The following is a 24459-nucleotide window of genomic DNA, read 5'->3' as shown; positions in this document are numbered from 1 at the left end:
TCGAGCGATGCTCAGAGTTCGTAGGCTTCGTGGTCGCCCGACATCGCCTGTTCCACCAGCTTGCGGTTCAGGGTCGGCGAGAACAACTCGATGAATGTATAGACGAAGCTGCGTAGATAGGCCCCCTGCTTGACGGCCAGGTGGGTGACATTGGTGCCGAACAGGTGGCCGGCGGGAAGGCCGCGCAGGTTGCGGTCACGTTCGGGGTCGTAGGCGAGGCCGGCCACGATGCCGACACCCAGGCCAACCTCGACGTACGTCTTGATGACGTCGGCGTCGATGGCCTCCAGCACGATGTCTGGCTGGAGATGGCGCAACTCGAATGCCTTGTCGATCTTGGGCCGGCCAGCAAAGTTCACGTCATAGGTGATCAGCGGAAAGGTGGCCAGGTCTTCCAGCGTCAGGTGCTTTTTCTCCAGCAGTGGATGGTCAGGTGGCGTAATCACCATGTGCTGCCACTGGTACCCGGGCAGCGACACCAGGCTCTTGTCGCCCGAGATGCCCTCGGTGGCGATGCCCAGGTCGGCCTGGTCATGCAAGATCATGTCGGCGATCTGCGCCGGATTGCCCTGCTGGATCGACAGCCGCACCTTCGGGTAGCGCTTGGTGAACTCGCTGATCACGCGCGGCAGCGCGTAACGGGCCTGGGTATGGGTGGTGGCGATGGTGAAGTTGCCCTGATCCTGTGCCGCATAGTCCTTGCCTACGCGCTTCAGGCTTTCCACTTCCTGCAGGATCTTCTCTACCGAGGTCAGGATGCGCCGCCCCGGTTCGGTCAGGCTGCGGATCCGTTTGCCGTGTCGTGTGAAGATATCGACACCTAGCTCCTCTTCCAGTTCGATAATCGCCTTGGAAACGCCGGGTTGTGACGTATAGAGCGCCTTTGCGGCCTCTGTCAGGTTGAAATTCTGACGGACAGCCTCACGCACAAAGCGGAATTGATGAAGGTTCATATAACTGCGTCCGTATAAACAAACAACTTCTTATTAGTTTGAGGTATGAGGCGAGTTTATTACGATTCTCGAACTTTGTTAAACGTTCGGCCTGCCCGTATTCCGTCCAGCCCCCAGCCTGTATAGGTGACGCGGACGAGGGGAAAGCCGGGCAACTCGAGAATCCCCCCCGATGTCCCTTGCCTATACCGTTTCCGGTCTGCTGGTAGGTCTCCTGGTCGGTCTGACCGGAGTCGGCGGGGGTTCGCTCATGACGCCGCTGCTGACGCTGCTGTTCGGCTTCTCGCCGGCCACCGCAGTGGGCACCGACCTGGCGTTTGCCTCGATTACCAAGGGCTTCGGCACGCTGGCCCACCGCGCGCACGGCCATGTGCAGTGGCAGGTGGTGCGCCGCCTGTGCGTGGGCAGCCTGCCGGCCGCCGTGGCCGCCATCCTCGTGCTCAAGAGCGCGGGTGAACTCAATGCGCAGTGGCTCCACGCGATCCGCGTGACGATCGGTGTGTCGGTTCTGCTGACCGTGCTGTCGCTGCTGTTCCGCAAGCAGATGCTGGCGTGGCTGGCGCGCAACCCGCGCTTCCAGCTCGAAGGCCGCAAGCAGGTGGTGGCCACCGTGCTGGTGGGCGCCGTGATCGGCGTGCTGGTGACGGTGTCGTCAATCGGTGCTGGCGCCGTGGGCGCGACGCTGATCCTGCTGCTGTATCCCCATATGAAACCGGCCGAAGTGGCTGGTACCGATATCGCCTACGCCGTGCCGCTCACGGCCGTGGCAGGCCTGGGCCACGTGTGGCTCGGCACGGTCGACTGGAATTTGTTGCTGGCGCTGCTGGTGGGCTCGATCCCCGGCATCTGGCTCGGTGCGCAACTGTCGCGGGCACTGCCCGAGCGGATCGTGCGCGCCGCACTTGCCACGACGCTGACGCTCGTGGCCATCAAGCTCGTTTCATGAGACCGGTTATGAATGATTCAGGCGTCGTTACGCGGCCTTGCCAGAACCGCTTCGCTTCATTCCTGACCAACCTCCCTACAGTTACCGAATACTGAACGGACCCACACCATGTATCAGTACGATCAATATGACCAGCGTATCGTCCAGGAGCGCGTTGCCCAGTTCCGTGACCAGGTGCGTCGCCGCCTGTCCGATGAGCTGACCGAGGAAGAATTCCTGCCGCTGCGCCTGCAGAACGGCCTGTACATGCAGCGTCACGCCTACATGCTGCGCGTGGCGATTCCGTACGGCCTGCTGGCCTCGAAGCAGATGCGCATGCTGGCCCATATCGCCCGCACCTACGACCGCGACTACGGCCATTTCTCTACACGTCAGAACATCCAGTACAACTGGATGGACCTGGAGCGCGTGCCCGACGTGCTGGACGACCTCGCCAGCGTCGAGATGCACGGCATCCAGACCTCCGGCAACTGCGTGCGCAACATCACCACCGACCAGTTCGCCGGCGTAGCGCCGGACGAGACGGTGGACCCGCGCGTGCTGGCCGAACTGCTGCGCCAGTGGAGCACGTTCCAGCCCGAATTCGCGTTCCTGCCGCGCAAGTTCAAGATCGCCATCTCGTCGTCGGCCGATGACCGCGCCGTGGTGCAGATGCACGATATCGGCATCTATGCGTACAAGAACGCCGCTGGCGAGACGCGCCTGCGCATCCTGGCTGGTGGAGGTCTGGGTCGCACGCCGATTCTGGGCACGATCATCAAGGAAGATCTGCCGTGGCAGCACATGCTGACCTATGTGGAGTCCGCGATCCGTGTGTACAACCGCTACGGCCGCCGCGACAACAAGTACAAGGCCCGCATCAAGATCCTGGTGAAGGCCATCGGCGCCGAGAAGTTCGCCGCCGAAGTGGAAGAGGAGTGGAAGTTCAGCAAGGACGGCCCTGGCACGCTGACGCAGGCCGAGTTCGACCGCGTGGCGCAGTACTTCCAGCCGCCCGCCTACGAAAAGCTGCCCGACACCGACGCATCGTTCGAAAAGCACCTGCTTGAGAACAAGGCGTTCGCACGCTGGGTCAACCGCAACGTGCACGCGCACAAGGTGCCGGGCTATGCATCCGTGACGCTGTCGACCAAGCCGGGCCCGGTGTCGCCCCCGGGCGATGCCACGTCCGCGCAAATGGACACGGTTGCCGATTTCGCTGATCGCTATGGCTATGGCGAACTGCGCGTGGCGCATGAGCAGAATCTGGTGCTGCCCGACGTGAAGAAGCGCGACCTGTTCGCGCTGTGGGAAGACGCGAAGAAGGCCGGTCTGGCCACGGCCAACATCGGCCTGCTGACCGACATCATCGCCTGCCCGGGCGGCGACTTCTGCTCGCTGGCCAACGCCAAGTCGATTCCGATCGCGCTGGCGATTCAGGAGCGTTTCGACAACCTCGACTACGTCTACGACCTTGGCGACATCTCGCTGAACATCTCGGGTTGCATCAACGCCTGCGGCCACCACCACGTCGGCAATATCGGCGTGCTGGGCGTCGACAAGGATGGCGCCGAGTGGTACCAGGTCACGATCGGCGGCGCCCAGGGCAATGACACGGCGCTGGGCAAGGTGATCGGCCCGTCGTTCAGCGCCCACGAGATGCCTGATGTGGTGTCGCGCATCATCGAGACATTCGTGGCCAACCGCGTTGGCGACGAGCGCTTTATCGAAACCGTTGGCCGGATTGGCATCGCGCCGTTCAAGGAACGGGTGTACGCGGACAAGCAGCGCGAAGAGCGCGCCGAAGCCTGACGAACGGAGTTACCGAACATGGCAAAGATCATTCAACTGCAACGCGACGCCGCCGAATTCCGTCCTGTCATCGTCGACGATAGCTGGACCGTGCTGCGTGCCACCGAAACCGAACCGCTCGACGAGGCAAAGATCGCTGCCGTCGCGCAAGGCACCGACGCCGTGCTGTTCCCGCTGTTGGTGTGGAAGGCGAACGAAGCCCTGCTGGCTGGCCGCGACAAGGCCATCACCGGCGTGTGGCTGGCGCCGGAAGACGAGCCGGGCGACGTCGAAGCGCTGTTCGATCGCGTATCGGTCGTGGCCGTGGACTTCCCGGTGTTCCGCGATGGCCGCGGTTTCTCGTCGGCCTATCTGCTGCGCACGCGCTACCACTGGGCAGGCCAGTTGCGCGCGATCGGCGACGTGCTGCGCGATCAGCTCAACTTTATGAAGCGCTGTGGCTTCGACACTTTCGCGGTGCGCGCCGACAAGAACATCGACGACGCGCTGAAGGGCTTCACCGAGTTCACGGTGGCCTACCAGGCTTCGGTGGACGAGCCGCTACCGCTGTTCCGCCGCGCACGCGCTGACGTGACCGCCCGGGGCGCGGCATGAGCGCCGTGATCTCCGAGATCCCCATCGTCGACGGTTCGGTGTCGTCGCTGCGCCCCCCAGCGCTGTGGACGAAGCCGGCGTACACCGGCACGATCGAGGCGCTCGAAGTGAAGGAACGTGAACTGGCCGAACGCCTGTCCGGCATCGCGGCACGTTTCTTCCGCGCGCGCTTCGCCACGAGCCTGGCCGCCGAAGACATGGTGCTGACCGACGCGATCCTGCGCGGCAGCCCGGCCGTGCGTGCCGGCATCCGCGTGTTCACGCTGAACACCGGCCGCCTGCATGCCGAGACGCTGGCAGTGCTGGACAAGGTCGAGACGCACTACGGCTACACGATCGAGCAGTTTACGCCCGACCAGGAAGCCGTGGAGAACTACCTGAAGAAGAATGGCCTGAACGCCTTCTACGACAGCGTGGACCTGCGCAAGAGCTGCTGTGGCATCCGCAAGGTGGAACCGCTCAATCGCGCGCTTTCGCACGCCGATGCGTGGATGACGGGCCAGCGCCGCGAGCAGGCCGTGACGCGCGCCGAACTGCCGTTCGAGGAAACGGACGAGTCGCGAGGCATTCCCAAGTTCAATCCGCTGGCCGACTGGACCGAGGCCGAAGTGTGGGCGTACCTGTCGCGCCACAACGTCCCGGTCAACGCGCTGCACGAGAAGGGCTATCCGAGCATCGGTTGCGAGCCCTGTACGCGGGCGGTCAAGGCCGGCGAGGATGTGCGCGCCGGACGGTGGTGGTGGGAGAGCAAGGACTCGAAAGAGTGCGGGCTCCACGAACAGAACGTCAAGCACTGAACAGAATATTTGAGGCCGAGAACGACATGGGCATCATGAACGACATCGCAAGCGCAGGCATCCCCGCCAACGTGGAACACCTGCTGCAGGTCCAGAACGACCACCTCGACCGGCTCGAAGCCGAATCGATCTACATCATCCGCGAGGTGGTGGCCGAGTGCCACAACCCGGCGCTGCTGTTCTCCGGCGGCAAGGATTCGATCGTCATGCTGCATCTGGCGCTCAAGGCCTTCCGCCTGGGCGACCGCAAGGTGGAGCTGCCGTTCCCGCTGGTCCACATCGACACCGGCCACAACTATCCGGAAGTGATCCAGTTCCGCGACCAGCGCGTGGGCGAACTGGGCGCGCGCCTGGTGGTGGGCCACGTCGAGGATTCGATCAAGCGCGGCACCGTGCGCCTGCGCAAGGAAACCGATTCGCGCAACGCCGCACAGGCTGTGACGCTGCTGGAAACGATCGAGGCTCACAAGTTCGACGCGCTGATGGGCGGTGCCCGTCGCGATGAAGAAAAGGCTCGCGCCAAGGAACGCATCTTCTCGTTCCGCGACGAGTTCGGCCAGTGGGACCCGAAGGCCCAGCGCCCGGAACTGTGGAGCCTGTACAACGCCCGCATGGCCCAAGGCGAGCAGATGCGCGTGTTCCCGATCTCGAACTGGACCGAACTCGACGTGTGGCAGTACATCGCCCGCGAAAACCTGGCCCTGCCGCCGATCTACTACGCGCACGAGCGCGAAGTGGTGCGCAAGAACGGCCTGCTGGTGCCGGTGACGCCGATTACGCCGAAGCAGGATGGTGATGTGAGCGAAGTGCTGTCGGTCCGCTTCCGCACCGTGGGCGACATCAGCTGCACGTGCCCGGTGGCTAGCACCGCGGCCACGCCGGTGGAGATCATCGCGGAGACCGCGGTGACCGAGATCACCGAGCGCGGCGCCACCCGCATGGACGACCAGACGAGCGAAGCGTCGATGGAACGCCGGAAAAAAGAAGGCTACTTCTAAATCGACGCAGCAGAGGAATACGACAATGTCTCACCAATCCCAACATCAAGGCCTGCTGCGTTTCATCACCGCGGGCTCCGTGGACGACGGCAAGAGCACGCTGATCGGCCGTCTGTTGTTTGACAGCAAGGCAGTCCTGTCCGATCAGCTCACCGCGCTGGCCAACGCCAAGAACAAGCGCACCGCTGGCGAGCAGATCGACTTCTCGCTGCTGACCGACGGCCTCGAGGCCGAGCGAGAGCAGGGCATCACGATCGACGTGGCTTACCGCTATTTCTCGACCGCGCGCCGCAAGTTCATCATTGCCGATACGCCGGGCCACGAGCAGTACACGCGCAACATGGTGACGGGCGCCTCGACCGCGCACGCCGCCATCGTGCTGGTGGATGCCACGCGTGTCACGGTCAAGGACGGCCGCGCCGAGCTGCTGGCCCAGACCAAGCGTCACTCGGCCATCCTGAAGCTGCTGGAACTGCAGCACGTGATCGTCGCCGTGAACAAGATGGACCTGGTTGACTACAGCGAGCAGCGCTTCAACGAGATCCGCGCCGCCTACATCGAACTGGCCGCGCAACTGGGCCTGAAGGATGTGACCTACGTGCCGGTGTCGGCACTGCGTGGCGACAACATCGTCCATGCCAGCGACGCCATGCCGTGGTACCAGGGCGAGCCGCTGCTGCCGCTGCTGGAATCGCTGCCGGTGGAAGATGTGGCGCCGGTAGGCGATGCCGCGCTGCGCTTCCCGGTGCAACTGGTGGTTCGCCAGGACGGTTCCGCCGCCGACGACTTCCGTGGCTACGCTGGCCGTGTGGAAGCCGGCACGGTCCGCGTGGGCCAGAAGCTGCGCGTGCTGCCCGCCAATCGCGAAGCCGTGGTGGCCGAAGTGCTGACGCCGAATGGATCGGCCGATTCCGCCAGCGCCGGCGACACCGTCACGGTGCGTCTGGCCGAAGACGTCGATGTATCGCGTGGTGACATGTTCGTGTCGGCCGATACCGCCGCCGAATCGGCGAAGAAGCTGACGGCCGACCTGTGCTGGTTCGACGACGAGTCGCTGAACCCGTCGCGCAAGTACGTGCTCAAGCACACCACGGCCAGCGTGTTCGCGCGCGTGTCGGCGGTGGATCGCGTGCTGGATGTGCATACGCTGTCGCACGAAACCGGCCGCCACGAGATCAACCTGAACGACATCGGTTCGGTGCAGATCTCGCTGCAGAAGCCGATCGTCTGCGATACGTACGGCGACAATCCGGCGACGGGCGCGTTCGTGCTGATCGACGAAGCCACCAACCACACGGTGGCGGCGGGCATGATCCGTGCGTATGCCTGATATCGTCTGAGTCCGGTATTTCATACAGCGAGGGTCAGGATGGACAGGCAGCACGGCAAGGCCACGGGCAAGGTGTATCTGATTGGTGCGGGTCCCGGCGCGGCCGATCTCATTACGGTGCGCGGCGCACGACTGTTGGGCGAGGCGCAGGTCGTGCTGCACGATGCACTCGTATCGCCCGAGATGCTGGCGTGGTGTCCGCAGGCCGAACTGGTCGAGGTGGGCAAGCGCTGCGGCCAGCGTTCCACGGCGCAACTCTTCATCAATCGCCAGATCGTCGACCTGGCCACGAAGTACGAGCGCGTGGTGCGGCTCAAGGGCGGCGACCCGATGTTGTTTGGCCGCGCCGACGAGGAGTTGCAGGCGCTGGAAGCGGCCGGTATCGAGTACGAGGTGGTGCCCGGCATCACTGCGGCGCTCGCGGCGGCCAGCGCGATCGGCCGGCCCTTGACCAAGCGTGGTGTGTCGCGCAGCGTGGCGTTCGCTACCCAGGCCAAGGCGGCCGATGCCGTCGACGTGGAGGCCGATGTGAAGGCCGACACGATCATCTACTACATGGGCCGTGATCAGGCAGCGAACATTGCGGCGCAGTTGATCGCTCGCGGCAAGCCGGCGTCGACACCCGCATGGGTAGTGGAAGCCGCTACGACGCCGCGCCAGCGCAGCCACCAGTTCACGCTGGGCCAGATGGCGGCAGGCGAGGCGGCACGCTGGATGGACCCGGTGCAGCCCAGCCTGCTGATGATCGGCGAGGCCCTGGGGAGCAGGGCGACGGAGTACGTGGAAGCCGAACGCGCGGCGTGATCGGTTTGCCCGATGGAAAAAAGGCCAGAGGTTGACTCTGGCCTTTTTGCATTTTGTGTCCCGGGCTATTGTTCAGGAGCGGGAGCGGGGGAAAGGGTCAGCGCGCAATATGCCGCGATGGCATCGAGCACGCTGTCGACTTCGCCGACCGCATCCGAGGCGCGAATCTCCACCCCCGGATACTTCACCCGGCACGCGTCGATCAGCAGCGGAAAATCGCGCCGCAGATGCCCACCCTGGCCGAAGAACACCGGCACGACCGTGATCGCGCCAACGCCAGCCGCCGCCAGCTCGTCGATGGCGTCCTCCAGCGACGGCGTCATCAGTTCCAGGAAAGCCAGTCGAACAGCACAGTCCGGCAGCAACGCCACGAGCTTTTCGTGAAGCCGGTCGAACGGATCGCGCCAGCGCGCGTCGCGCGCGCCGTGCCCGAACAGGATGAGTCCTTGTCGCCCAGCGCCCATGATCAGTGGCGATCGACCCAGCGCAGCGCGCCGAGCGCAATCATCAGGTAGAGCGTGCCGGGCACCAGCGCGGAGACGATCGGCGGCCAGGTATGCAGCAGGCCCACGTGCGAGAACAGCGTGTTGGACAGGTGGAACGACAGGCCCAGCATGATGCCGCCGAACACCTTCACGCCTACCGCGCCCGCACGGGCATGGAGGTATGCGAACGGCAGCGCCAGCGCGACCATCACGAACAGCGTCAGCGGATACACCACCTTCTTCCAGAACGCGATTTCGTAGCGCTGCGTGTCCTGCTTGTTGTCGCGCAGGTGCCGGATGTAGCGGAACAGGTTGACCGTCGACATGTTCTCCGGCTGCACCAGCAGCACCGACAGGATCTGTGGCGTCAGCTCGGAGTGCATCAGGATGTTCGGGAACTGCACCTGCTCGCCGCGGAAGTCGGGCGCCAGCGCGTCACGATTGGCAGCCGGCTGGCCGTCACGCAGCTCGATGAAGCGCGTCTCGTTGACGTCGTTGAGCTGCCAGGACTGCCCGCCCTGGTATTTGCCTTCCTTGGCCACGCGGATCACGCGCAGGCGGTAGTCCTTGTCGAATTCGTAGATCGTGACGCCGGTAATCGACTGGTCGGGCCGCAGGCCTTGCACGTTCACGAAGCGGGTGATTTCTCCCGCGCCTTTCTCCTCGGGATCGCGATCGCGGTCCTTGACCCAGACGCCCGAGCGGAAGCCCGATGACACGGTGGCGCCGATTGCCTCGAGCTTGATCTTCTGCGCGTACTGCTCGGCCGCCGGGCCGATGAACTCGCCGAAGATGAACGTCGCCAGCGCCAGCGGCACCGCCAGCTTGAACAGCGAGAACAGCGCCTGCCGCGTGTTCAGGCCGGCCACGCGGAAGATCGTGTACTCGGACTGGCTGGCAAGTTGCGAGAAGACGTAGATCGCGCTGATCAGCACCGCGATCGGCAGCACCTCGTAGATACGGGTCGGCGCCTCCAGCATGACGTGGAAGAACGCGATCAGCGACGTGTACTTGCCCTGGACGCTTTCCAGTTCGCTGAGCATGTCGAAGAACACGAACAGGGCCAGCACCGCGAACAGGATGAAGGCGAAAACCCCATAGATCAGGCGAGCGAAGTAGCGCTCGTAGACGCTCAGCACCCTCATGCGCGGCCCCCGGTGGTCTTGCGGCGCAGGCCGAATACGGCACGCCAGCCTCCCAGGCTACGGTTGGCGCGGTAGCGGAACATCACCAGCGCGCACAGGAACACGGTCAGGTGGATCGGCCAGATGGCCATCCAGAACGACATCGCGCCGGAGCGGACCCAGGCCTGCGCCAGGTTGATCAGGTTGCTGTAGGTCAGGTAGATCAGCACGGCGAAGACAAGCGGGGTGTAGCGGCCCAGACGCGGATTCACGTAGGCCAGCGGGATCGCGATCATCACGAAGTTGAACGCCAGGATCGGCAGGGAGATCCGCCAGAGCAGTTCGCCCAGGTTCTCGCGGGTCGGGTCACGGATCAGGTCGATCGTGTCGCGGCTCTTGGTCGGCAGGTCGGCGGCGGCGTCCTGCGGCTTGTTGTCGACCTTGACCGCGTACTTGTCGAACTCGACGATCCGGTAATTGAGCTGGCCGGGAATGCCGGCGTAGCGGCGGCCATGTTCCATGACCACCAGACGGTCGCCGTTGGGCATCGTCTCGAACTGGCCCTGATGCGCCAGCGCCACACCGATCTTGCCCGATTCGGCATTGGCCACGAAGACGTTGCGCGCGTGCTTCATGTCGGCGTCGATGCCTTCGATGAACAGCACGTAGTTGCCATTGGCCGGCTCGATGAAGCGGCCCGAGGCGATCATCGAGAGCACGCCGCGCTGCTCGAAGCGGTCGCGGAACAGCGCGCTCTGCTGGTTGGCCCACGGCCACGCGAACAGGCCCAGCAGCAGCGCCATGACAAAGAACGGCGCGGCGAACTGCAGCACCGGCTTGACCAGATCGCGCAGGGAGACGCCGGCCGAGAACCACACCACCATCTCGGAGTCCTTGTACCACCGGGTCAGGACGATCAGCGTCGAGATGAACAGCGTAGCCGACAGCAGGATCGACAGATAGCCGATCGTCGCCAGGCCGATGAGCATCAGCACGTCGTTGGGGCTGGCCTTGCCGTTGGCGGCCATTCCCAGGATGCGGATCACGAGCGACGTCAGCATGAACGTCAGCATCACCAGGAACACCGCACCGGCGGTGTAGGCGAGTTCGCGCCGCAGGGCTTGTTGGAAGATCATGCAAGACACGCTTCCGGCTGCCGGCCGGAGCGGGCGATGCGCCGGGGGCCGATGGACTGGCAGGACCGCGGGCTGTCAGCTTTCTGGATCGGCGGCGGCGGATCGCGGATGAAAATCGCGGATAATGGGGGTTTCTTTTCGACGAGCCCCTGGAAGGAAGCGCGATGGAATTTAGCACAAAAGCCCTGGATCTGAGCAAAGCCGGCCAAAATGGTTTTCTGGCCACGAAGACTGACTGTCTGGTGGTTGGCCTGTTCGAGGGCCAAAGTCTGGCCGGCGTGGCCAAGGCGCTGGACGTTGCCACCAAGGGGCTGGTGGCGCGTCTGGTCAAGCAAGGCGACTTCGAAGGCAAGCGCGGCACGCAACTGATGCTGCACGAGGTGGCCGGCATTGGCGCCGCCCGCGTGCTGCTGGTGGGCCTGGGCAAGGAAGCCGATTTCAACGACAAGGCCTTTGCCGAAGCCGTGCGCACCGCCACGCGTGCCCTGGGCGGCACGCGCGCCGCCTCGGCGCTCTGGTGCCTGGTTCAGCAGCCGCCGCAGCCGCGCGACGTGGCCTGGGCCATCATCACCACGATCACGCTGGTCCGGGAGGCCGGTTATCGCCTGCTGGAGCGCCATCCCGAGCTCAAGCGCGCTCCCCGGGGCGCTGGCGCCATCGACAAGGCGTCGCTGCGCAAGATCGTGCTGGCCGTGGACGTGGGCGACGCCAAGGCCGCCTCGCAGGCCGCCGTGCGTGGCACCGCCATCGCCAACGGCATGGAACTGACCCGCGACCTGGGCAACCTGCCGTCCAACATCTGCACGCCGACCTATCTGGCCAATACCGCCCGTGGCATCGCCAAGCGCCACAAGCTCAAGGTGGAGATCCTGGGCCGCAAGCAGATCGAGGCGCTCAACATGGGCGCCTTCCTGGCCGTGACCAAGGGCAGCGTCGAGCCGCCGCAGTTCATCGTACTGCGCTATGACGGCGCGAGCGCCAAGCAGGCGCCGGTGGTGCTGGTGGGCAAGGGCATCACGTTCGATACGGGTGGCATCTCGCTGAAGCCGGGCGAGGGCATGGACGAAATGAAGTACGACATGTGCGGCGCGGCATCGGTGCTGGGCACGATCCAGGCCGTGGCCGAAATGGGCCTGAAGCAGAACGTGATCGCCGTGGTGCCGACCTGCGAGAACATGCCGAGTGGCATCGCCACCAAGCCGGGCGACGTGGTGACCAGCATGTCCGGCCAGACCATCGAAATCCTCAATACCGACGCCGAAGGCCGCCTGATCCTGTGCGACGCGTTGACCTACGTGGAGCGCTTCAAGCCGGCCGCCGTGATCGACGTGGCCACGCTGACCGGTGCCTGCATCATCGCGCTCGGCCACGTCAACAGCGGCCTGTACGCCCGCAGCGACGCGCTGGCGGACCAGTTGCTGGGTGCCGGCCGCAAGGCCATGGATACGGCCTGGCGTCTGCCGCTGGACGATGACTACCAGGACCAGCTCAAGTCGAACTTTGCCGACATGGCCAATATCGGTGGCCGTCCGGCCGGCAGCGTGACCGCGGCCTGCTTCCTGGCGCGTTATACCGAGAAGTACGACTGGGCCCACCTCGACATCGCCGGCACGGCGTGGAAGAGCGGCGCGGCCAAGGGCGCCACGGGCCGTCCGGTGCCGTTGCTGACGCAGTTCCTGATGGACCGCGCGGCGTAATCGGGCGTATCGGGCGGATATTAGGTTCAGGGAAAGGTAGCCGGGATGACGCGCATCGACTTCCATAGCAATGTGCCGGACACGCTGACATATGTCTGCCGTCTGGTTCGCAAGGCCTATGGGGCAGGGCAGAAGGTGGTGGTGCACGGCGCGCCGCAGCAGCTGGCGCAGCTCGACGCGCGGCTGTGGTCGTTTTCGCCGCTCGACTTCCTGCCGCACTGCGGGGTCGACAGCCCGAATGCGGCGGTGACGCCGATCATCCTGGCCGCCGCGCTCGACGCCGTACCGCACCATCAGTTGCTGGTGAACCTGGCGCCGGAGGCCCCGGCGCAGTTCGCCAGCTTCGAACGGTTGATCGAAGTGGTCGGCGCCACGCCCGAAGCCCGGGATTCCGGGCGGGAGCGGTATCGTTTCTATCGTGAGCGAGGCTATCCGCTCACGCACCATGACATTGGCCAGGCCAAGGGAGATGCGGCATGAGCGAACGCACGACTTCGCGGGTCATTCCGCGGCTGGATCCCAATGACAGCGTGCCGCTGCTGACCGAAGTGGTCGAGTTGCCGGACACCGTGTTCGATGCGCCGGCACCGGCACCCGTGCCAGCCCAGGCCACGGTGATCGACACGGCGGACATGCCAGAATCTGGCGTGGTCACCGCGGTTGGCGATTTCGGATCGGCGGGAGAGGACGTGCCGGCTGCGACGTCCGACGTGGTCGACACGACCCCGTTCATGCCGGGCGCCGACGACCTGCGCGCGGTGCGCACCGAGTTGCTGACGCGCGTGATGATGCGCTTCCGCACCGAGTGGCCGCAGGTGGTGGAAGCCCATACCGAAGCCACGCTGCAGTCGCGGCTGGCGCCGCTGACGGCGCAACTGGCCAATGAACTGACCCAGGCGCTCGAGGCCCGGCTGGTGGAGTGGCTCGACGCGACGCTGGAGGAAATCGAGCGGGACCCGGGCGGGATGTGAGCCTGGGCCTTGCCACCGGCCCGCGCCGGTATCGGCACCCATGTAAAAAGGCCTGCGATTGAATCGCAGGCCTTTTGCATTGCAGGGGGCTATGCCAGCCGGATCAGTCCGTCACGGCACCCTTGCTGGCCGTGGAGGCCAGCCTCGCGAACTTCGCCAGCACGCCGCGCGTGTAACGCGGAGCCGGCTGCTTCCAGGCAGCGCGGCGGCGGGCCAGCTCTTCGTCGGCCACATTCAGTTGCAGCAGCAACTGGTGCGCGTCGATCGTGATCGAGTCGCCTTCCTGAACCAGTGCAATCGTGCCGCCCACATGGGCTTCCGGCGCAACGTGGCCAACCACCATGCCCCAGGTGCCGCCCGAGAAGCGGCCGTCAGTGATGAAACCAACCGATTCGCCGAGACCCTTGCCGATGATCGCCGACGTCGGCGCCAGCATTTCAGGCATGCCTGGGCCGCCCTTCGGGCCGAGGTAGCGCAGCACCAGGATGTCGCCAGCGTTGATCTTGTCCGCCAGGATCGCTTCCATGGCGCTCTGCTCGTCCTCGAACACGCGGGCCGGGCCGGTGATGACCGGGTTCTTCAGGCCGGTGATCTTGGCCACCGCGCCTTCCTCGGCGAGGTTGCCCTTCAGGATGGCCAGGTGGCCTTGCTTGTACAGGGCCTGCGAGATCGGCAGGATCACGTCCTGGTCGGCGCGCGGCTCACTGGGAACGTGCTCGAGTTCTTCGGCCAGCGTGCGGCCCGTGATCGTCAGGCAGTCGCCGTGCAGCAGACCGGCGTTCAGCAGGATCTTCATCACTTGCGGAATGCCACCGGCGCGGTGCAGGTCGGTGGCCACGTAGGCGCCCGACGGCTTCAGGTTGCAGATCACCGGCACGCGGCGACGGATGCGCTCGAAATCGTCGATGGTCCATTCCACTTCGGCCGAGTGGGCGATGGCCAGGTAATGCAGCACGGCGTTGGTGGAGCCGCCCGTGGCCATGATCAGCGTTACGGCGTTCTCGATCGACTTGCGCGTGATGATGTCGCGCGGCTTGATGTCCTTCTTGATGGCTTCCACCAGCACGCGGGCCGATTCGGCGGCGCTGTCCACCTTTTCCTGGTCCGGGTTGGCCATCGTCGACGAGTACAGCAGCGACATGCCCAGCGCCTCGAACGACGAGCTCATTGTGTTGGCGGTGTACATGCCGCCGCACGAACCGGTGCTCGGGCAGGCGTTCTTTTCCACGCCCTCGAAGTCTTCCTGGCTCATGCGGCCGGCGGTGAATTCGCCCACGGCCTCGAACGACGACACGATGGTCAGGTCCTTGCCCTTCCAGTTACCCGGGCGGATGGTGCCGCCGTAGACGTAGATGCCCGGCACATTGGTGCGCGCCAGCGCGATCATGCCGCCCGGCATGTTCTTGTCGCAGCCGCCGATCACGACCACGCCGTCCATCCACTGGCCCTGGGCAGCCGTCTCGATGCAGTCGGCGATGACTTCACGCGAGATCAGCGAGTACTTCATGCCTTCGGTGCCCATCGACATGCCGTCGGAGATCGTCGGTGTGCCGAAGATCTGTGGGTTGGCGTCCGAGGCCTTGATCGCATCCACGGCCGCGTCCGCCAGGCGCTGCAGGCCGGCGTTGCAGGGAGTGATCGTCGAGTGGCCGTTGGCGATGCCCACCATCGGCTTGTCGAAGTCTTCCTTCTTGTAGCCGAGCGCGTAGTACATCGAACGGTTGGGGGAGCGCGCCACGCCTTGCGTGATGTGCTGGGAACGTTTGTTGAAAGCCATGGCGGGTGTCTCCGGGGGGCTGGTGGCGGGTGGCCGTGTTGTGGTCAGAAGAATGGCGCTTGCGTTTTATCGTGTCAAATATATGATTCGACCTTTATTGAGTCGATAAAAATATCAAGCTACCCCGTGGACCTGCGCCAGCTACGTTATTTCGTCACAGTGGCCGAAGAGTTGCATTTCGGCCGCGCCGCGCGGCGGCTCGCCATGACGCAGCCGCCGCTGTCGCAGCAGATCCAGGCACTGGAGGAGGAGATCGGCGTCCAGTTGTTCGTGCGCACGCGCCGCTCGGTGATGCTTACGCCGGCCGGCCAGCAATGGCTGCCGGAGGTGCGCCGCGTGCTGGCCGATGCGGCCGCGTTGCCCGGGCTGGCCCAGCGGCTCGCGCGGGGGGAGGTTGGCTCGCTGGCGCTGGCGTTCGTCAGTACGGCCGATTACGGCATCCTGCCTGACCTTCTGCGGCATTTCCGCGCCCGGCATCCGGAAGTCCAGCTACAACTGCGCGAGGCCACCAGCGACGTCCAGCTCGAGGCGCTGGTCGAGGGGACGATCGACGCGGGTCTGGTCATCCGCCCGCAACTGACCGTGATGCCGCACGGGCTCTCCTATTTGCCACTGGTACGCGAACCGCTTGTGCTGGCCGTGCCCGATGGCTGGCGCCCGGCGGGGCAGGCCGATGGCGCGCCACCGCAGACCGTGGCCCTGCGCGACGCCGCGCACGAGCCGCTGATCATCTTCCCGCGCCGAAGCGCGCCAGCGTTTTATGACATCATTACGGGCTATTACGCGCGCGACGGGTTGACGCCGATGATTGCCCAGGAGGCGATACAGATGCAGACGATCGTCAGCCTGGTCTCCGCCGGCATGGGGGTGGCGCTGGTGCCCGCGTCGCTATGCAACCTGCGCCGGACTGGCGTGTCATATCTGGCATTGCGCGATGCCGGGCCGGAAATCGAAACTGGTCTGGTCTGGCGTGAAGGCGCGGCTGGCGTGGCGCCCGTGCTGCGCTCTTTCATCGATATCGCCATGGACCTCGCCGGCGCCATCGGACTGACGCAAGACAATGGCATAAAGGCCTGACTTCGCTATTCCGCGCTGTCCAGAATACTTACCGATACTCACTCGATCCGACATGCTCGTTCATCCCCAATTCGACCCGGTCGCCATTCACCTCGGGCCGCTGGCCATCCGCTGGTACGGCCTGATGTACCTGGCCGGCTTCATCATGTTCCTGTGGTTCGGCCGACTGCGTATCCGCCAGCCGCATATCGCGGCGCGTGGCTGGGTGGCGCGGGACCTCGATGACATGCTGTTCTACGGGGTACTCGGGGTCATCCTGGGCGGCCGTCTGGGCTACGTGCTGTTTTACAAGCCGGGCTACTACCTCACGCACCCGCTCGAGATCTTCAAGGTCTGGGAGGGGGGCATGGCGTTCCACGGCGGATTCCTGGGCGTGCTGATCGCGATGTGGGTGTTCGCGAAGGTGCGCCGTCGCCACTGGATGGAGGTGACCGACTTCATCGCGCCGATGATTCCTTGCGGACTCGCGGCCGGGCGGATCGGCAACTTTATCAACGGCGAATTGTGGGGGCGTCCGACCGATCTGCCGTGGGGCATGATCTTCCCGCAGGCCGGCGACAACATCCCGCGCCATCCGTCGCAGCTTTACCAGTTCGCTGGCGAAGGCGTGGCGCTGTTCATCATCCTGTGGCTGTTCTCACGCAAGCCGCGGCCGATGGGCGCGGTATCGGGCGTGTTCCTGATCGGCTATGGCGCGTTCCGCTTCCTGGCCGAGTTTGCCCGCGAACCGGACAACTTCCTGGGCCTGCTGGCGCTCAAGCTGTCGATGGGTCAGTGGCTGAGCCTGCCGATGATCGTGATCGGCGTCGTGATGGTGCTCTGGGCTTACCGTCGTGGCAATGGGGCGACGGCAGCGGCGCGCTGATCGTCAGGCCGTCAGGCTGACTCTCGGTTTGCTTCCCTCTCCCGCAAGTGGAGTGGAAGAGGGGAGCATGAAAATCACTCCCCGCCATTCCTGATGGCTTCGATCCGCTCCCGCGTCAGCGGGTGGGTCGAGAAGAAGCCGCTCTCTTCATCGTCGGCAGCCTGCTTGCCGGCGCCCTTGCGGTGCGCATCCTCGAGTTGCTGTAGCGCATCGGCCAGCGCGGTCACCGGTAGCCGGTTGTCCCGCAGGATTTTCACCGCATAGGCATCCGCCTCGCGTTCGTGCTCGCGCGAATAGCGCATCGACATCATCGCGGCGGGTACCGTGGCCAGCAGCGATGAAACATCGCCGACCATGTACGCCGCCAGCGCGCCGACCACCGATGCCTGGAACACCTGCTGCAGGCCGTGGCGCTCGGCCACGTGGCCGGCCTCGTGGGCCAGCACACCCATCATGCCCGCGCCCGTGCCAATCAGCTTGACCAGCTCGTCGGTGACGACGATCGTGCCGCCCGGTAGTGCCACGGCATTGGCGCCAAGCCGCCCGCCCTTGCGGAACAGGATCTGATAGTGGTGGCCCGGATCTTCCGGGCGGCGCAACGCGGCGAAGTTGTCACGAATGCGCTGCTGGTCGGCCTGTGGCAATTTCGTAGGTTCCACCAGCCCCTGGTCCAGGCTGTCGAGGGTGGCCTTTCCCAACTGAGCCTCGATCGACGGCGGCACCGATCGTGCCACCACCGTGGCCGTCCAAGGCAGCAGGTAGTAGTACGAAAACACCACGAACACGACCAGCCCGAGTAGCGACAGTCCGGCCAGACGCCAGCTGTTCTGCGCACGCGAAACCAGGCCTTCGCGATGCCCGGTTGCCGCGAGCATCGCATCGAACGTGGCCTGGTCCGCGATCTCGCAATAGGCGCCGTCGTCGAACGTGACAAGCCGTGGCGCGCGCTTGATGCGTTCCGACACGCGCAGTGTTGCGAGTGGCGCCCGTCGCAACTCAGCGCCATTCGCATCCTGCAGGATGGCCTCGCCGTTCGTGACGATCAGCATCACCGCGTGCGCGCGTGATGAGCGGGTGTCGAAGTATTGCGCGGCAACCATGACTGTTTTGGGGCGTGTCCGTTGGTGGTGGCTGTCAGAGCGCGATGTCGATGTCGTACCAGTCGACCGCAGCATCACCGAGCGCGCCAACGTTCTGCTGCTCGCCAGCCACGAACTCGTCGAGCGGCCCGACGGCGATCATCGTCATCGCTTCCACGCGATAGCGCGTCGAGCGCACGCGCGCGAATGGATAGAACAGGCCCAGCGTCAGTGCGATGAAGATGAAGTTGGTCAGCACGATGAAGAACAGCTTGCCGGCCCGCACGTCACTGCGAAAGCGGTGCGGCAGCAGGGTGGTGTTGTTCCACACCAGGTTCTGCAGCCGGGCCGTGAAATAGGGGCCGATCATCATCAGGCCGAAGTACAGGCCGATCATCATCATGCCAAAGACAACGCCGACCGCGCCTTTCGATTGCCCAACCGCGCTGGCCAGCGAGCCGCCCACCAGACCGCCGCCGATCAGGAAGATCGCGACCATGCCTGCGGTGCGCAGGTAGACACCGTAGAAAGCGCTGGCCGTGGCGTCGAATGCGAACGGCGCCGTGCCGAACAGCGTGTGGTTGTGCTGGTAGCGCTTGAAACGCTGGTGCGCGAACGGCGCCAGCAGATAGAGCGACAACACGGTCAGGATCGGCCAGAGCAGAAAGACCTGATAACCCTCGGCATCCTTGCCGATAAAGGCGAAACGCAGACCGCGATAGCTCGAGTTCGCCATGCGGAATCGCAGCGAGCGAACCAGCAGAAACGGAAACACGGCAGCCAGCACGACGGCCAGCCCGACAGCCAGTAGCGGCGACGCATGACTGGCCAGGTTGTACGCCAGGGCCAGGACGAACACGATCGCGCGGCCCTTGAGAATCGCGGTTGGACTGCCGTGGTAGTCGAACGTGGCGCCATCGAGCTGCGTATTGCGATAGAAGTACTGCAGCGTGCGGACCTTTGCCCACGCGGAGTAGATGCCCAGCGTGATGATCGACAGCAATGCGTTGACGATCCAGATGCGGAAGTACTCGGACCCCGAGCCAGTGAACGACAGGGGCAGATTGCGCGGCGCGGCCTGCGTTCCGTCGCCGATGTAGTGGCTTCCCTGAAAATTGTCTTCCATGCCTGACCTCTCCGAGAGTTTTGGCAGGGCCGGATGTCGCTTCCCGCCCATGTTTCATGTTTGCAACCGATTGAACACCGGCTTTCGTGCAGTGTGCGGCGCATTTTCGCATCGCGGCGTACCGCCGCCATCACTAATCGCTCGCTGCGGCATATTGGCGACAACCAGCAGGGTAGTCGCGGTCGTAACGAAGGAGAAACATCCTGTTACATGATCTGGCACTTGTAACAAGTCTCGGATCGTCCGCCTCAATAAAATCAATAACTTAGCCAGCGTGGCATGGTCCTCGCTATACAGTCTGTTACAAGAATCAGGTCGGGACAGGAAATGTCCACGGCCGCATCGAAGGGAGAGCGCGCACGACAGATGCGCGGATGCGACCGAAAACGACGGAAAAGCCAAACGGGAAAATCTGCACCCAGACTTGGGTGCTTGAACGGGGGCAGGCGCTGGGCCAGCGCCAGCATGTCAAATCTGACCCACGCGCGCCAGGCGCATCCAGTCCGGCGCCGATGATGTTGTCCAGTGGCGGTTCTTTCTGGCGCGGGCAATTTTCCTGTGGGAGGCAGGAACGTTGCCCGCCGCACCTCTATCCCCTCTATCCGCATCCCATCGTCTTCTTCCGCCTTCATCTCACGGGACTATCCGATATCACCGTGTGGCGCATGGTCGATTCACGACTTCAATGCCGCTTTGCAGCATCGAAACTCCTTGCGGCGCGCGTGTCCTTATTCATAATTATGAATTATTGCGGTGTATGCGCCGCTCGGTGATGTCATCGAAAGGGCTTCATGCGGATCGTCCAGCAGGCGCTTTACCTCGAAGTTGCCGATCGGCTGCGTGCCATGATCGACGATCACACGCTGTTGCCAGGCGCGTGGATCGACGAAGTGGCGCTTGCGGCCGCACTGGGCACATCGCGCACGCCTATGCGAGAGGCGCTGAAGGTCCTGGCCGCGGAAGGGCTGGTGCGGCTGGAGCCGCGTCGCGGATGTTTCGTCAATGCGCTCACCGAGCAGGATCTCGACGAAATCTTTCCGCTGATGGCCCTGCTCGAAGGGCGCTGCGCCTACGAGGCCGCGCGTAACGTCACCCAGGCCGATCTCGATGCGCTCGAAGGCTTGCACGCCGAGTTGGCCCATCATGCGGCTGCGGGCGATATCGACGCCTACTACGAGACCAACTACCAGATTCATGAGGCGATCCAGCGGCTGGCCGGCAACCGCTGGCTGTCGGGCGTGGTCAGCGACCTGCGCAAGGTGCTGCGCCTGTCGCGGCACAAGAGCCTGAAGCTGCCGGGCCGCATTCAGGAGTCATGCGCCGAGCACATGTCGGTGTTCTCCGCGCTCAAGGCCCACGATCCGGAAGGCGCGGAAGCACTGATGAAGACCCACGTGCTGCGCCAGCGCGGCGCGTTGAGCGCGCTGGATCGTGCCGATCCGGAGCCGCCCGCCGTGGCGCCGGGCCAGCTTCGCCTGGCCGGACAGGACTGAAGGTTTGTGATCGATCCGCTCGCCCCCTCCGCAGGAATCTCCATGACCGCCCTCGACACCTCAGATCAACAGAAAGTCAGCGCGCCGCTCGATGCCGCCGAACCCGTGTCCGACACCTTGCTGTCGCGCTTCGGCCGCTGGTGGAACCGGAAGGGCGAGGCGGATGCCACCGCGGCAGGCCCCGCGAAGGCGCAGGACACACCCGCCCTGTCCACGCGCGCAACCAAACGTAAGCGCGACCAGTTGCGGCAGTGCTTCGACGCGCGGCTGACCGATGTCGCCGCCAATGCTGCCGCCCAGGCGTGGCAGGACGAATACGAGGCCGCGGTGGAGCCGGTTCGCCAGGCGATGCTCGGCGTGCTGGCCGAGGTGGCCGCCGTCCGCGATGCGGCTAGCGGCCAGCCGGCTACCGCGTCCGGCTTGTCGCAGGCGCTGTCCAACGCACGCATCCGCTTCTTCAAGCGCTTTGCCGCACTGCATGGGCAGCGTGGCAACAGTGCTTGCGGGCTGCACTTCCTGATCCAGTTGCGCGCGGACATGTTGCGCTGGCACAAGCGCATTCCGGGCTTGCGCGAACTCGATGAGGATCTGGAGGCGCTGTTCTCGAACTGGTTCGACGTGGGTTTGCTCGAACTGCAGCCGATCACGTGGGACTCGCCCGCGTCGCTGCTCGAGAAGCTGATTCGCTACGAGGCCGTGCACGAGATCTCGTCGTGGACCGACCTGCGCAACCGGCTGGATTCGGATCGCCGCTGCTACGCATTCTTCCACCCCCGCATTCCGCGCGAACCGCTGATCTTCGTCGAGGTTGCGTTCGTGCCGGAGATGGCCGCCAACGTGCAGGCACTGCTCGATGAAGCCGCGCCGCTGGAAGACCTGCGGCGCGTGAAGTGGGCCATCTTCTATTCGATCTCGAACACGCAGGCGGGGTTGCGCGGCGTGAGCTTCGGCAACTTCCTGCTCAAGCGGGTGATCGAGGAATTGCAGCGCGAGCATCCCAAGCTCAAGCAGTTCGCCACGCTGTCGCCGATCCCCGGGTTTGCGGACTGGCTACGCAAGCGGGATGGTGAGTCCATCGGCCGCGTGCTTGGTGCCAAGCGCCTTGCGCGCTGGCGCGAGCAGCATGGTGAGGTGCCCGCCGATGGCGCGGCATGGTTCAGCGCGTTGTCAGCGGACACCGAAGACACCGTGATACGCGATACGGCCATGACACTGGCCGCGCACTATCTGGTGCGAGAGGGTGGCAAGGGCGTGCCCGCTGATCCTGTGGCGCGCTTCCACCTCGGCAATGGCGCATGTGTGGAGCGCGTGAACTGGGGCGCAGACATGTCACGCAAAGGGCGTGCGCAATCGTGCGGCATGATGGTCAACTACCTTTACGTGCCCGATGCGCTGGATGACAATCTGGCTCGCCTTGGCGACGGCAATCCCCGCATCAGTCGGGCGGTAGCAAAGCTTCTGTGACCGAGGGTCGAAAACGAGCGGACACGGAGACAGTCAGGGCAATTTTTCGTCGGGTGTATGAGTCGTAGCAAGCGGTACTTTTGATTGACTTTCCAAAGAGAAGAGAGAGGAGACAGTACATGAATCGTCGTCAGCGGAATCTGACCACATTTGCACGCGTGTTTGCAGTGGCTGGCCTGATGGCCGGGACCGGGGTCACCAGTCTTTACGCACCGGCCGCGCAGGCCGATACATGGCCGAGCAAGCCGGTCACCGTCATCGTGCCGTTCCCGGCCGGCGGCGGCACCGATGCGTTTGCGAGGCCGCTTACCGCGCAGTTGTCCAAGCAGCTCGGCAAGCAGTTCGTCATCGACAATCGTGGTGGCGCGGGCGGCACCGTTGGCGCGAGCATCGCCGCCAAGGCGGCGCCCGATGGCTACACGCTGTTCATTGGCGGCGCGCATCACGCGATCGCACCGTCGTTCTACAAGAAGCTCGACTACGACATCGAGAAGGACTTCATTCCCATCACGGTGATTGCCCAGCCGCCGCAGGTGATCGTGGTCAATTCGGGCAAGGTGCAGGCCACCAGCGTGAAGGACCTGATCGCCTATGCCAAGGCCAATCCGGGCAAGCTCAACTACGCCTCGGCCGGCAACGGTTCCTCGCACCATCTGGCGGGCGAGTTGTTCAAGCTGCAGACGCAGACGGATCTGATCCACGTGCCGTACAAGGGCGCGGGCCCTGCGCTGTCGGACTTGATCGCCGGCCAGGTGGATCTGATGTTCGATGGTCTCGGTTCATCGTCGCAACATATTCGCGCTGGGCGCATCAAGGCGCTGGCCGTGGCATCGAAGACGCGTTCCGCCGCGTTCCCGAACGTACCGACCGCTGCCGAGGCCGGTTTGCCCAACTACGACGTGTCCACCTGGTATGCGCTGTGGGCACCCAAGGGCACGCCGAAGGAAGTCGTCGACAGGCTCTACGCCGAGACCACCAAGGCGCTGAACAACCCGGAGATGAAGCAGATCTGGCTGCAGAACGGTTCGGACATCCCGCAGTACACGCCGGAGCAGTTCGCGCAATTCGAGCACGCCGAGATCAAGCGCTGGGCAGACGTGGTGCAGCGCTCGGGCGCGAAGATCGACTGATGAGCGGCACCGTCACGTTCTCGCGCGAAGGGTCGACGGCCATCGTCACGCTGTCGAATCCGGGCAAGCTCAATGCAATCTCGGTCGACATGTGGCAGGCGCTGGCCGCCGGATTCGCCACGCTGGCGGCGGACACGTCGTTGCGCTGCGTGCTGGTGCGCGGTGCCGACGGCAACTTCGCCGCCGGCGCCGACATTGCGGAGTTTCCGACCGTGCGCGGCGACGAGGCGGCTGTCCGCCGCTACCACACGGAGATCATCGCACCGGCGCTGCGCGCGATTTCAGAATGTCCGCATCCGACGCTGGCCGCCATCGAGGGCGTTTGCGTTGGCGGTGGCCTCGAGATCGCCTGCAATTGCGACCTGCGCGTGGCCGCTGCCGGCAGCCGCTTCGGCGTGCCGATCAACCGGCTCGGCTTTCCGATGGCGCCCGGCGAATTGCGCGGCCTGCTTGCGCTGGTGGGGCGGGCGGTGACGCTCGAGATCCTGCTCGAAGGCCGTGTGTTCGATGCCGTGGAGGCTGAGCGCAAGGGGCTGCTCACACGAGTGGTGCCTGCGGCAGCCATGCACGACGAAGTGACGGCAACCGTGCAACGGCTCAGCGCCGGCGCGCCGCTCGCGGCCCGCATCAACAAGACGACGATTCGCCGCCTGTCGCCAGATCCCACGCTGCTGACCGACGCCGAATTCGACGCCCATTTCCGTTATGCCACCAGTCGCGACCATGCCGAAGGCGTGGCTGCGTTCCTGGCGCATCGGCCTCCGGATTTCACCGGGGAGTAGCCGGGGGGCGGCCGGGCTATCATTACCGGCCGCACCGTAT

Annotated in this window: 23 protein-coding genes; 16 read left to right on the top strand and 7 right to left on the bottom strand. The window is 64.7% G+C overall.

The genetic code is table 11. The features are described from left to right. Window positions 1–11 precede the first annotated feature (11 nt). Complete coding sequence (locus tag D769_RS08775) at window positions 12–953, bottom strand: CysB family HTH-type transcriptional regulator (protein ID WP_008644116.1); 942 nt, start codon at window positions 951–953, stop codon at window positions 12–14. A gap of 172 nt (window positions 954–1125) precedes the next feature. On the opposite strand from D769_RS08775, the gene D769_RS08770 reads away from it, so the two are divergent. From D769_RS08770 to cobA, 7 genes are all read left to right on the top strand, one after another. Beyond that, window positions 1126–1899: a sulfite exporter TauE/SafE family protein gene (locus tag D769_RS08770; protein ID WP_008644115.1), complete on the top strand. Its 774-nt coding sequence runs from the start codon at window positions 1126–1128 to the stop codon at window positions 1897–1899. 108 nt (window positions 1900–2007) lie between these two features. Beyond that, window positions 2008–3690 carry a nitrite/sulfite reductase gene (locus D769_RS08765; protein WP_008644114.1) on the top strand — a complete coding sequence of 561 codons (1683 nt, stop codon included), beginning with the start codon at window positions 2008–2010 and terminating at the stop codon, window positions 3688–3690. 18 nt (window positions 3691–3708) lie between these two features. Continuing rightward, window positions 3709–4284, top strand: coding sequence for a DUF934 domain-containing protein (locus D769_RS08760; RefSeq protein WP_008644112.1), 576 nt, complete (start codon window positions 3709–3711; stop codon window positions 4282–4284). Further along, window positions 4281–5081: a phosphoadenylyl-sulfate reductase gene (locus tag D769_RS08755; protein ID WP_008644110.1), complete on the top strand. Its 801-nt coding sequence runs from the start codon at window positions 4281–4283 to the stop codon at window positions 5079–5081. The genes D769_RS08760 and D769_RS08755 overlap by 4 nt, the downstream gene beginning before the upstream one ends. 35 nt (window positions 5082–5116) lie before the next feature. Further along, window positions 5117–6079, top strand: coding sequence for a sulfate adenylyltransferase subunit CysD (cysD, locus tag D769_RS08750; RefSeq protein ID WP_085959063.1), 963 nt, complete (start codon window positions 5117–5119; stop codon window positions 6077–6079). A 25-nt stretch (window positions 6080–6104) separates the two neighbouring features. Beyond that, window positions 6105–7409: a sulfate adenylyltransferase subunit 1 gene (locus tag D769_RS08745; RefSeq protein WP_008644107.1), complete on the top strand. Its 1305-nt coding sequence runs from the start codon at window positions 6105–6107 to the stop codon at window positions 7407–7409. 39 nt (window positions 7410–7448) lie between these two features. After that, window positions 7449–8213: a uroporphyrinogen-III C-methyltransferase gene (cobA, locus tag D769_RS08740; RefSeq protein WP_008644105.1), complete on the top strand. Its 765-nt coding sequence runs from the start codon at window positions 7449–7451 to the stop codon at window positions 8211–8213. Between the two features lie 65 nt (window positions 8214–8278). Here the strand turns inward: cobA and D769_RS08735 are convergent, their stop codons facing one another. Genes D769_RS08735 through lptF form a run of 3 tightly spaced genes read right to left on the bottom strand, consistent with a single transcriptional unit; the run spans window position 8279 to window position 10958 of the window. Further along, window positions 8279–8677 carry a CbiX/SirB N-terminal domain-containing protein gene (locus D769_RS08735; protein ID WP_008644104.1) on the bottom strand — a complete coding sequence of 133 codons (399 nt, stop codon included), beginning with the start codon at window positions 8675–8677 and terminating at the stop codon, window positions 8279–8281. A gap of 2 nt (window positions 8678–8679) precedes the next feature. Continuing rightward, window positions 8680–9843 (bottom strand): LPS export ABC transporter permease LptG, encoded by a 1164-nt coding sequence (gene lptG, locus D769_RS08730; RefSeq protein WP_008644103.1) that lies wholly within the window; start codon window positions 9841–9843, stop codon window positions 8680–8682. Next, on the bottom strand, window positions 9840–10958 hold the full coding sequence (lptF, locus tag D769_RS08725) for an LPS export ABC transporter permease LptF (RefSeq protein ID WP_008644102.1): 1119 nt from the start codon (window positions 10956–10958) through the stop codon (window positions 9840–9842). Before lptF ends, lptG begins: the two co-directional genes overlap by 4 nt. Before the next feature lie 164 nt (window positions 10959–11122). Here lptF and D769_RS08720 point away from each other — a divergent pair, with 164 nt between their 5' ends. The 3 genes from D769_RS08720 to D769_RS08710 are packed head-to-tail and all read left to right on the top strand — an operon-like array spanning window position 11123 to window position 13626. After that, the gene (locus D769_RS08720; protein ID WP_008644101.1) at window positions 11123–12655 is read left to right on the top strand and encodes a leucyl aminopeptidase; all 1533 of its coding nucleotides are present in this window, start codon (window positions 11123–11125) and stop codon (window positions 12653–12655) included. A gap of 45 nt (window positions 12656–12700) precedes the next feature. After that, entirely contained in the window at window positions 12701–13135 is a 435-nt protein-coding gene (locus D769_RS08715; protein WP_008644100.1) for a DNA polymerase III subunit chi, read from the top strand. Beyond that, window positions 13132–13626 (top strand): hypothetical protein, encoded by a 495-nt coding sequence (locus D769_RS08710; RefSeq protein ID WP_008644098.1) that lies wholly within the window; start codon window positions 13132–13134, stop codon window positions 13624–13626. The genes D769_RS08715 and D769_RS08710 overlap by 4 nt, the downstream gene beginning before the upstream one ends. Before the next feature lie 103 nt (window positions 13627–13729). Here the strand turns inward: D769_RS08710 and ilvD are convergent, their stop codons facing one another. Next, window positions 13730–15403: a dihydroxy-acid dehydratase gene (gene ilvD / locus D769_RS08705; protein ID WP_008644096.1), complete on the bottom strand. Its 1674-nt coding sequence runs from the start codon at window positions 15401–15403 to the stop codon at window positions 13730–13732. A gap of 126 nt (window positions 15404–15529) precedes the next feature. Here ilvD and D769_RS08700 point away from each other — a divergent pair, with 126 nt between their 5' ends. Both D769_RS08700 and lgt read left to right on the top strand, forming a co-directional pair. Beyond that, a complete protein-coding gene (locus D769_RS08700; RefSeq protein ID WP_008644095.1) occupies window positions 15530–16480 on the top strand; it encodes a LysR family transcriptional regulator in 951 nt (316 codons plus the stop codon). 52 nt (window positions 16481–16532) lie between these two features. Continuing rightward, complete coding sequence (gene lgt / locus D769_RS08695; protein ID WP_008644094.1) at window positions 16533–17345, top strand: prolipoprotein diacylglyceryl transferase; 813 nt, start codon at window positions 16533–16535, stop codon at window positions 17343–17345. A gap of 74 nt (window positions 17346–17419) precedes the next feature. Here the strand turns inward: lgt and D769_RS08690 are convergent, their stop codons facing one another. Both D769_RS08690 and D769_RS08685 read right to left on the bottom strand, forming a co-directional pair. Then, window positions 17420–18445, bottom strand: a complete 1026-nt coding sequence (locus tag D769_RS08690; RefSeq protein ID WP_008644093.1) for a M48 family metallopeptidase — start codon at window positions 18443–18445, stop codon at window positions 17420–17422. A gap of 34 nt (window positions 18446–18479) precedes the next feature. Continuing rightward, window positions 18480–19550 carry a YjgN family protein gene (locus D769_RS08685; RefSeq protein WP_008644092.1) on the bottom strand — a complete coding sequence of 357 codons (1071 nt, stop codon included), beginning with the start codon at window positions 19548–19550 and terminating at the stop codon, window positions 18480–18482. Window positions 19551–20341: 791 nt separating this feature from the next. On the opposite strand from D769_RS08685, the gene D769_RS08680 reads away from it, so the two are divergent. From D769_RS08680 to D769_RS08665, 4 genes are all read left to right on the top strand, one after another. Beyond that, a complete protein-coding gene (locus D769_RS08680) occupies window positions 20342–21043 on the top strand; it encodes a GntR family transcriptional regulator (RefSeq protein ID WP_008644091.1) in 702 nt (233 codons plus the stop codon). 42 nt (window positions 21044–21085) lie between these two features. Beyond that, complete coding sequence (locus D769_RS08675; RefSeq protein ID WP_008644090.1) at window positions 21086–22507, top strand: malonyl-CoA decarboxylase family protein; 1422 nt, start codon at window positions 21086–21088, stop codon at window positions 22505–22507. A 119-nt stretch (window positions 22508–22626) separates the two neighbouring features. Further along, window positions 22627–23637 carry a tripartite tricarboxylate transporter substrate binding protein gene (locus D769_RS08670; RefSeq protein WP_008644089.1) on the top strand — a complete coding sequence of 337 codons (1011 nt, stop codon included), beginning with the start codon at window positions 22627–22629 and terminating at the stop codon, window positions 23635–23637. After that, window positions 23637–24419 carry an enoyl-CoA hydratase-related protein gene (locus D769_RS08665; protein WP_008644088.1) on the top strand — a complete coding sequence of 261 codons (783 nt, stop codon included), beginning with the start codon at window positions 23637–23639 and terminating at the stop codon, window positions 24417–24419. The genes D769_RS08670 and D769_RS08665 overlap by 1 nt, the downstream gene beginning before the upstream one ends. Window positions 24420–24459 lie beyond the last annotated feature (40 nt).

Source organism: Cupriavidus sp. HMR-1 (assembly GCF_000319775.1).
Taxonomy (GTDB): Bacteria; Pseudomonadota; Gammaproteobacteria; order Burkholderiales; family Burkholderiaceae; genus Cupriavidus; species Cupriavidus metallidurans.
The sequence above is the reverse complement of the archived record's forward strand: the minus strand, read 5'-3'. Positions and strand labels throughout refer to the sequence as shown.

Excerpts from the sequence above, each read along its gene's own strand:
- D769_RS08775 (WP_008644116.1), bottom strand. The coding sequence starts at position 953 with ATGAACCTTCATCAATTCCGCTTTGTGCGTGAGGCTGTCCGTCAGAAT.
- D769_RS08770 (WP_008644115.1), top strand. The coding sequence starts at position 1,126 with ATGTCCCTTGCCTATACCGTTTCCGGTCTGCTGGTAGGTCTCCTGGTC.
- D769_RS08765 (WP_008644114.1), top strand. The coding sequence starts at position 2,008 with ATGTATCAGTACGATCAATATGACCAGCGTATCGTCCAGGAGCGCGTT.
- D769_RS08760 (WP_008644112.1), top strand. The coding sequence starts at position 3,709 with ATGGCAAAGATCATTCAACTGCAACGCGACGCCGCCGAATTCCGTCCT.
- D769_RS08755 (WP_008644110.1), top strand. The coding sequence starts at position 4,281 with ATGAGCGCCGTGATCTCCGAGATCCCCATCGTCGACGGTTCGGTGTCG.
- cysD (WP_085959063.1), top strand. The coding sequence starts at position 5,117 with ATGAACGACATCGCAAGCGCAGGCATCCCCGCCAACGTGGAACACCTG.
- D769_RS08745 (WP_008644107.1), top strand. The coding sequence starts at position 6,105 with ATGTCTCACCAATCCCAACATCAAGGCCTGCTGCGTTTCATCACCGCG.
- cobA (WP_008644105.1), top strand. The coding sequence starts at position 7,449 with ATGGACAGGCAGCACGGCAAGGCCACGGGCAAGGTGTATCTGATTGGT.
- D769_RS08735 (WP_008644104.1), bottom strand. The coding sequence starts at position 8,677 with ATGGGCGCTGGGCGACAAGGACTCATCCTGTTCGGGCACGGCGCGCGC.
- lptG (WP_008644103.1), bottom strand. The coding sequence starts at position 9,843 with ATGAGGGTGCTGAGCGTCTACGAGCGCTACTTCGCTCGCCTGATCTAT.
- lptF (WP_008644102.1), bottom strand. The coding sequence starts at position 10,958 with ATGATCTTCCAACAAGCCCTGCGGCGCGAACTCGCCTACACCGCCGGT.
- D769_RS08720 (WP_008644101.1), top strand. The coding sequence starts at position 11,123 with ATGGAATTTAGCACAAAAGCCCTGGATCTGAGCAAAGCCGGCCAAAAT.
- D769_RS08715 (WP_008644100.1), top strand. The coding sequence starts at position 12,701 with ATGACGCGCATCGACTTCCATAGCAATGTGCCGGACACGCTGACATAT.
- D769_RS08710 (WP_008644098.1), top strand. The coding sequence starts at position 13,132 with ATGAGCGAACGCACGACTTCGCGGGTCATTCCGCGGCTGGATCCCAAT.
- ilvD (WP_008644096.1), bottom strand. The coding sequence starts at position 15,403 with ATGGCTTTCAACAAACGTTCCCAGCACATCACGCAAGGCGTGGCGCGC.
- lgt (WP_008644094.1), top strand. The coding sequence starts at position 16,533 with ATGCTCGTTCATCCCCAATTCGACCCGGTCGCCATTCACCTCGGGCCG.
- D769_RS08690 (WP_008644093.1), bottom strand. The coding sequence starts at position 18,445 with ATGGTTGCCGCGCAATACTTCGACACCCGCTCATCACGCGCGCACGCG.
- D769_RS08685 (WP_008644092.1), bottom strand. The coding sequence starts at position 19,550 with ATGGAAGACAATTTTCAGGGAAGCCACTACATCGGCGACGGAACGCAG.
- D769_RS08680 (WP_008644091.1), top strand. The coding sequence starts at position 20,342 with ATGCGGATCGTCCAGCAGGCGCTTTACCTCGAAGTTGCCGATCGGCTG.
- D769_RS08675 (WP_008644090.1), top strand. The coding sequence starts at position 21,086 with ATGACCGCCCTCGACACCTCAGATCAACAGAAAGTCAGCGCGCCGCTC.
- D769_RS08670 (WP_008644089.1), top strand. The coding sequence starts at position 22,627 with ATGAATCGTCGTCAGCGGAATCTGACCACATTTGCACGCGTGTTTGCA.
- D769_RS08665 (WP_008644088.1), top strand. The coding sequence starts at position 23,637 with ATGAGCGGCACCGTCACGTTCTCGCGCGAAGGGTCGACGGCCATCGTC.